The sequence below is a fragment of the Streptomyces sp. NPDC059256 genome (genome assembly GCF_042753785.1).
In the GTDB taxonomy this organism is placed as follows: Bacteria; Actinomycetota; Actinomycetes; order Streptomycetales; family Streptomycetaceae; genus Streptomyces.
In genome coordinates this window covers 435,141-442,215 of sequence record NZ_JBHYZO010000004.1, presented here as the reverse complement: position 1 = coordinate 442,215, position 7,075 = coordinate 435,141, and the positions used below count along the sequence as shown (strand labels likewise).

Genomic DNA, 7,075 nt, shown 5'->3' with positions numbered 1-7,075 from the left:
GTGTTTTGCGGCCGGGGGCCGTTGGGCCCGCCTTGTGCCAACGACCCCGGACACGGTAGGGGACGGTGGCGGGGGACGTAGGGTGACTGGGGGGGCAGCGGCCGACCCGGCCGCGCCCCGCGACCGAGGACGCCTCAGCGTGCCTCAGCCCGTGCGGCGGGGCTGAGGTCGCCGAGGGCACTCAGTCCTTGAAGCGGGGGAACGCGCTGCGTCCGGCGTACACCGCGGCGTCGTCGAGGATCTCCTCGATGCGCAGCAGCTGGTTGTACTTGGCGACGCGCTCGGAACGGGCCGGGGCGCCGGTCTTGATCTGGCCGCAGTTGGTGGCGACGGCCAGGTCGGCGATGGTCACGTCCTCGGTCTCACCGGAGCGGTGGGACATCATGCACTTGAAGCCGTTGCGCTGGGCGAGCTCCACGGCGTCCAGGGTCTCGGTCAGCGAACCGATCTGGTTCACCTTCACGAGGAGGGCGTTCGCGGCGGCCTCGTCGATGCCGCGGGACAGCCGCTCCGGGTTGGTGACGAACAGGTCGTCGCCGACGATCTGCACCTTGGAGCCGAGCTTCTCGGTGAGGACCTTCCAGCCCGCCCAGTCGTCCTCGAACAGCGGGTCCTCGATGGAGACCAGCGGGTAGGAGGCGACGAGCTCCTCGTAGTACTCGGTCATCTCGGCGGCCGAGCGGGACTTGCCCTCGAACTCGTACTTGCCGTCCTTGTAGAACTCGGACGCGGCGACGTCGAGCGCGAGCGCGATGTCCTTGCCGGGCGCGTAGCCGGCCTCCTTGACGGCCTCAAGGATGAGGTCGAGGGCGGCGCGGTTGGAGTCGAGGTTCGGCGCGAAACCGCCCTCGTCGCCCAGACCGGTGGACAGGCCCTTCTGCTTCAGGACCTTCTTGAGCGTGTGGTACACCTCGGTGCCCCAGCGCAGCGCCTCCGAGAAGGACTCCGCACCGATCGGGGCGATCATGAACTCCTGAATGTCCACGTTGGAGTCGGCGTGCGAGCCGCCGTTCAGGATGTTCATCATCGGAACGGGCAGCAGGTGCGCGTTCGGGCCGCCAAGGTAGCGGAAGAGCGGCAGGTCGGACGCTTCGGACGCGGCGTGGGCCACGGCCAGGGACACGCCGAGGATGGCGTTGGCGCCGAGCGAGGACTTGTCGGGGGTGGCGTCGAGGTCGAACATCGCCTGGTCGATCAGGCGCTGCTCGGTGGCGTCGTACCCGACCAGCTCGGGGCCGATCTGCTCGATGACGGCGAGGACGGCCTTTTCGACGCCCTTGCCCAGGTAGCGGTTCTGGTCGCCGTCGCGAAGCTCAAGAGCCTCGAACGCGCCGGTGGAGGCGCCGGACGGAACGGCAGCACGACCCGTGCTGCCGTCGTCGAGGCCAACCTCGACCTCGACGGTGGGGTTGCCTCGGGAGTCCAGGATTTCCCGGGCTACGACGACGTCGATGGACGGCACGAGCATCTCCTTCTGGGATGTGACGCGTGGGGTGCAGGGTCTCTTTGGCCTTGCGGCATGAGCCTAACCGCCGTGCGGGTGCCGTTCGTCGGATGCCCGCCCCCTGGGACGAAAAAGGGGCCTGATAGGCAGGGCTACCGTCAGGTAGCGCGGCCGGCGGCGGACGCACGGACCGGGTGGAGCACGACCACCGTCCACACGATCGTGCGCGGGGGCCTGGGAACTGCTCGGCCGCCATGAACTGCTGGGCCTCTTTACAGCGCTGGGCCTGGGGTCCCGTATGAGCGGCCCGACCGGGTGCCGGCATGGAGAGGGACGAGGGATGACGAGGGATATGGAGAACCCCGGGCCGGCGCACTTGGGGGGAAGTGCACCGACCCGGGGTCGTTCGGGCCCCGGGGGAAGGGCCGAGGGGCGGCTCGACCGGGGGCGCAGGGTGTGGGGGCGATCGGCCAGGAGAAGGCGGCCGGCCCTACGACACCCGGCGAACTGCCGGGGCGGGCGTCAGGTCCGGTGCCGATCCCGGGGGGAGATGGATCGGCGCGGGACCCGGGCCCTCGTGCTCGGGGCTCCACCGAAGTGGTCCGAGCACAAGGCGCGGGTGGCCCGAAGGGGCTTCGGTCGGTCCGTACGACCTCGTGGGGGCTCGGTCGACGATCGGCCCGACCGGAAGTCAGCTCAGGGCGCTCCCGTTCCCGTCGGGGCTCAGCTCAGGTGGAGCTGCTGGCCCACGTAGATGACGTCGGCGTCGCTGATGACGTCCTTGTTGAGCTCGTAGAGCTTCTCCCAGCCGCCTTCGACCTGCTCGGCGTCCGCGATCTTGCTCAGGGTGTCGCCGGCCTTGACCTGGTACTCGCCGTCGCCCTTCTGGAAGCCCTTGGCCTTGGCGGGAGCCTCGGCGCGCTCGGAGCGGGTGGTGGGGACCTCGCCGCGCTGCGGCTGGGCCTGCTCCTGCTTGGGCTCGGCCTTGGGCGCCTGCTTCTTGGGCTCGGCCTTGGGCTGCGGGGCCTCGGCCGCGCCGCCACCGTACGGAGCGTTGGACAGGCCGACGCCACAGGACGGCCATGCGCCCTTGCCCTGGCCGTCGAGGACCTTCTCGGCGATCTCGATCTGCTGGGACTTGGACGCCTTGTCGGCGGTGGAGGCGTACTTCGTGCCGCCGAACGCCGCCCAGGTGGAGGCGGAGAACTGGAGGCCGCCGTAGTAGCCGTTGCCGGTGTTGATGGACCAGTTGCCGCCGGACTCGCACTGGGCGACCTTGTCCCACTCGGAAGCGGTGGCGGCGCTGGCGGATGTGGCGCCCATCAGCGGGGCGGCGACGGCGACACCGGTGACACCGGCGAGCGCCATGAGTCGGCTGGCCTTGCTGGGGCGGCGGTGCTTCGCCTTGCTGGAAAACAGCATGGAGTCTTCTCCTCACCGACGCCTACGAGGTGAGCTGTCGGGTTCGGGCCTAGTGAGTTGCCCGGCCGTGCGTCCTTGCGCACGGCTTCACCCCTAGCCGGTTCCCACCGTCGTCTCCAACGGCCTTCACCGGCACTTACCTTGGGTCCCCCGCTCCTGCCTTCGGCGCTCTGAGCGACGAGTTCTCCCCCCGACCGACGGCAGGATTCGGCGTGACGGTCGACGGTGCCCGCGGTGGCGAGCGGTTCAGACCGTAGGCATGACTCTCCCCGATGTTCAAAGTCGAACATCGGGGAGAAATCGCCCATCTCACCAAGGACACGGTTTGCATTTCCGCAGGTCAGCCGCGGAACGCAGGATTCCGGCGGGCCGGGTGAGCGAATTACAGCAAAGAGACGCTTGTCTCACTTCGTCAAAATGGGACAAACAATGACTAACAACCGCTACTTTGCGGCGAGATCGAGGCTCTGACCAGGGTGGATGAGATCGGGCTCGTCGCCGACCGTCTCCTTGTTGGCCTCGTAGAGCGCGGTCCAGCCACCGGGCAGCTCGTTCTTCTCGGCGATGGCCCAGAGGTTGTCGCCGGCCTGCACGGTGTACGAGCCGGGAGAGGCACTGGCCGTGCCGGGCTGCTCGGGGGTCGTGGCGCCCACGTCCGTGGTGCCGAGCTCCGAGCGGGCGCCCTCGCCCCGGGAGGGATGGGCGCTGTCGGTCTCCCGCGGCGTCGCGGCGTCGCCGACCGGCTCGGTCGGCGCGGCCGAGCCCGTCGATTCACCGGTGGCGGAAGCGGCGGGCTTGGACTCCGCCGATGCCTCGCCTCGGTGCTTGCCCGTGGCGCCGGCCGGCTGCGCCGGGCTGGACTGCGGCGACGCCTTCCCGGAACCGCTCGGGGTGCCCTTCGCCGGGGCCGGAGTCTTCGCCGGGGTCTTGGCGGGAGTGGTGCCGGTCGAAGCGGACGGCTTCGGGATCTCCGTGGGCTCCGCCGAGGGCTTCGGCTCCCCTGCGGGCTTCGCCGGAGCGGTGGCGGCCTCGGTGGGGTCGAGGGCCACCTCGACCCCGGCGAGGGTCGCGCACGCCCTCCAGGGCCGAATGCCCTCGGAGTCGACGACCTTCTCCGCGATGGCCTTCTGCTGCGCGGGGGTGGCGAGGTCCGCACGGGAGGCGTACTCCGTCCCGCCGAACGCCTTCCAGGTCTCCTGTGACATCTGGAGACCGCCGTAGAAGCCGTTGCCGGTGTCCGCGCTCCACAGGCCCCCGGTCTCACACTCCGCGACCTTGTCCCACGCGGTGGCTTCGACTGCCGACGCAGAGGTCGCGCCGAGGAGCGGGATCGCGATGGCGGATCCCGTCACCCCGGCGGCGACGACGAGTGCAGGAGCCTGACGGGGTCGGCGATGTCGACCATTCCCGGAGAGCATGCGGTTGCCTTTCGCGAGACTGCTGAGGACGCGCAGAACGTAGCCGCACTCGAACGTCTGTCACAAGTCGATGCAGCTGAGATTACGTCAATGTCACGTTTTTGATGGCTCGTCAGATGTTTCGGGATGTGAACTGAACGGGAAGGGTTCGCAGCCCACGCATGATGAGACCCCCACGCCAGCGCAAATCTGACGAATCCACGGCGAGTTGCAGATCGGGCAGCCTGCGCAGCAGTGTGGCGATCGCGGTCTGGCCCTCAAGTCGAGCGAGCGGTGCACCGAGGCAGTAGTGGATGCCGTGGCCGTATCCGAGGTGCTGATTGTCACGTCGGGAAAGATCGAGGACGTTCGGCTCCGCGAACCGCTCCGGGTCCCGGTCAGCCGCCGCGAGCACCACCAACACGGGGTCGCCCGCGCCAATCCGCTTGCCACCGATCTCAAGTGACTCGGTGGCAAATCGCCAGGTGGCGAGTTCCACGGGTCCGTCGTATCGCAGGAGCTCCTCAACTCCGGTTTCCAACAGCCCGGTTTCGCCCGCGGCAAGGGACGTCTGGAGGCGCTCACGTTGCTCGGGGTGGCGCAGCAGGGCGTAGACGCCGTTGCCGATGAGGTTGACCGTCGTCTCGAACCCGGCGAACAGCAGGATGAAGGCCATCGCCGCGGCTTCGTTCTCGGAGAGGTGCTCGCCGTGGTCGCTGGCCCGGATGAGGCCCGAGATCAGATCGTCGCCAGGATCTTCGCGCTTGCGATGGATCAGCTCGGCCAGATAGGTCCGCATCTTCTTGACCGATCGGGCGACCCCGCCGCGCGGCCCGCCGCCGTGCCGGATCATCATGCCGGCCCAGTCACGGAAGTCGTCCTGGTCCTCGGCGGGGACCCCGAGCAGATCGCAGATCGCATAGATCGGCAGCGGGAAGGCGAAGTCGTGAATGAGGTCTGCCTCCCCTTTCTCCGCGAAGGAGTCGATCAGGCGGTCCGTCAGCTCCTGAACGCGGGGGGCGAAGGCCGCGACCCTGCGCGGAGTGAACGCCTTGGCCACCAGCCGGCGCAGTCGGGTGTGGTCCGGTGGGTCGATGTTGAGCAGATGGGTCATCAGCTCGGCCTTGCGCTCGCCCGGGATGCCCGTCTTCCCCTTTGCATGTGCGGGCTCATCGTGGTGGGCGGGGTTCTTGGAGAGTCGGGTGTCCGCCAGTGCCTGTCGGGCATCGCCGTAGCGGGTCACCAACCATGCCTCCACACCGCTGGGCAGTCGGGTCCGATGAACGGGCGCGTGGTCGCGCAGCCAGGCGTAGGCGGGGTAGGGGTCGGTGGCGAACTCCCAGGTGAACAGCTCGGGCGCGGTGGGAGCGTCCGGGGTCGCGTCGGTGTCAGTGTCGGCGTCGGCGTCGGCGTCGGCGCCATGGCGGGGAGCGTCGGTCGCCGCGGACGGTGAAACGGAGGAGCCCGAAACCGGACAACCCGGACGTGAGGTCAGAGCCCTCGCCGCCTGGTCGGAAAAAGTGTCCGGATCTGAGCCATCACGGGCGGTGCCCGAGGGGCGATCGGAGGCATCGGAAGAACGGGCGGCGGGATGGGGCGGCGGGCCGGGCACGGGGGTGTCACTCACCCCTCGACGTTATCCGCCCCACCCGACCGAACTGAGCACGGTCCGCACCGATGCGCCGCCCGACACCCCGCACCCGCGCCACTGCTCGGTACTGAAATGTCCCCCGCGCTGTCGCTCTGTACTTACTCCTGCTCTGTACTTACTCCTGCTCTGTCTTCCGCCGCCGCTGCTGTCCTGCGCTACTGCTGTGCGGTCTGCTCCGCCTCGCGGATCGCGTCCCGATAGACACGGGCAGCCGCGCGCAGGGCGGACTCGGGGTCGACGCCCGCAGCCTCCGCCTCAACGGTCAGGGCGAGCAGCTCGTATCCGATGCCCTCGCCCTGGGGCACGGACACCTGGAGCCCTGCCGTCCGCACCCGGGACACGAGCTTCGCGGCGAGCGCCAACCCCGGCTGTCCGAGGGGCACGCCTTCGGTGATCGACGTGCGCTGCTTCTCCGTCGCCTTCGTCCGCAGCCAGTGCGCCTTGACGTCCTCAGGGGTCTCGGCACTGGCGTCGCCGAAGACATGGGGGTGGCGGTGGATCAGCTTGTCCACGATGGTCGCGGCGACGTCGTCGATGGAGAAGGGCTCTTCGCCGTCCTCCTGGGCGATGCGGGCGTGGAAGACGACCTGGAGGAGAACGTCCCCCAGCTCTTCGCGCAGTTCATCGCGGTCGCCGTCCTCGATGGCCTCGACGAGTTCGTACGCCTCCTCGATGCCGTACTTGGCGAGCCCCTGGTGAGTCCGGGTCGAGGACCAGGGGCACTCGGCACGAATGCGGTCCATCACCTGCACCAGGTCGAGCAGCCGGGCACCGGGGAGGTCGTAGGAGCCGGGCAGCAGCTCCAGATCAGGCATCGACTCCCGGCCCGATCCTGCGATCCGCGCGAGGCCGTCAGTCAGGGCGGACTCGCCCTCACCGGATGCCAGCACCACGACGGATGCGCCACCCGCGCAGGCGTCGACCACTTCCCGCGCGGAAGGCGCGGCGATCTCCACCGCGACACCTGCCTCGCGCAGATAGGGCAGCTGCGGATGCGCGCCGTCCGCACACAGCACACGGTCCGCGGTCCGCAGGGTGTGCCAGGCGGGCCAGGACAGCAGGCCGGGCGCCACACGGTGGCTCGCGGTCAGCAGGACGACGCGGCCGGTGGCGGAGGGTTCAGTGGTCACCCCTCGAACCTACCCCGGGTCGGTGACACTC

The 7,075-nt window shown here is 69.3% G+C and carries 5 protein-coding genes and 1 riboswitch; all 5 genes read right to left on the bottom strand.

Going from position 1 to position 7,075, the window contains the following annotated elements:
- Positions 1-181: 181 nt before the first annotated feature.
- The 5 genes from eno to ACFXJL_RS13385 all read right to left on the bottom strand — a co-directional run bounded on the left by eno (position 182) and on the right by ACFXJL_RS13385 (position 7,044).
- On the bottom strand, positions 182-1,468 hold the full coding sequence (eno, locus tag ACFXJL_RS13405; RefSeq protein ID WP_358877314.1) for a phosphopyruvate hydratase: 1,287 nt from the start codon (positions 1,466-1,468) through the stop codon (positions 182-184).
- Between the two features lie 699 nt (positions 1,469-2,167).
- A complete protein-coding gene (locus tag ACFXJL_RS13400) occupies positions 2,168-2,866 on the bottom strand; it encodes a transglycosylase family protein (RefSeq protein ID WP_358877313.1) in 699 nt (232 codons plus the stop codon).
- A gap of 4 nt (positions 2,867-2,870) precedes the next feature.
- Positions 2,871-3,044: riboswitch (cyclic di-AMP (ydaO/yuaA leader) on the bottom strand.
- 265 nt (positions 3,045-3,309) lie between these two features.
- On the bottom strand, positions 3,310-4,284 hold the full coding sequence (locus ACFXJL_RS13395) for a transglycosylase family protein (RefSeq protein ID WP_384691940.1): 975 nt from the start codon (positions 4,282-4,284) through the stop codon (positions 3,310-3,312).
- A 112-nt stretch (positions 4,285-4,396) separates the two neighbouring features.
- On the bottom strand, positions 4,397-5,614 hold the full coding sequence (locus ACFXJL_RS13390) for a cytochrome P450 (RefSeq protein WP_358877338.1): 1,218 nt from the start codon (positions 5,612-5,614) through the stop codon (positions 4,397-4,399).
- A 455-nt stretch (positions 5,615-6,069) separates the two neighbouring features.
- Positions 6,070-7,044, bottom strand: a complete 975-nt coding sequence (locus tag ACFXJL_RS13385; RefSeq protein ID WP_384691937.1) for a nucleoside triphosphate pyrophosphohydrolase — start codon at positions 7,042-7,044, stop codon at positions 6,070-6,072.
- Between the last annotated feature and the right edge of the window lie 31 nt (positions 7,045-7,075).

Excerpts from the sequence above, each read along its gene's own strand:
- ACFXJL_RS13395 (WP_384691940.1), bottom strand. The coding sequence starts at position 4,284 with ATGCTCTCCGGGAATGGTCGACATCGCCGACCCCGTCAGGCTCCTGCA.
- eno (WP_358877314.1), bottom strand. The coding sequence starts at position 1,468 with ATGCTCGTGCCGTCCATCGACGTCGTCGTAGCCCGGGAAATCCTGGAC.
- ACFXJL_RS13400 (WP_358877313.1), bottom strand. The coding sequence starts at position 2,866 with ATGCTGTTTTCCAGCAAGGCGAAGCACCGCCGCCCCAGCAAGGCCAGC.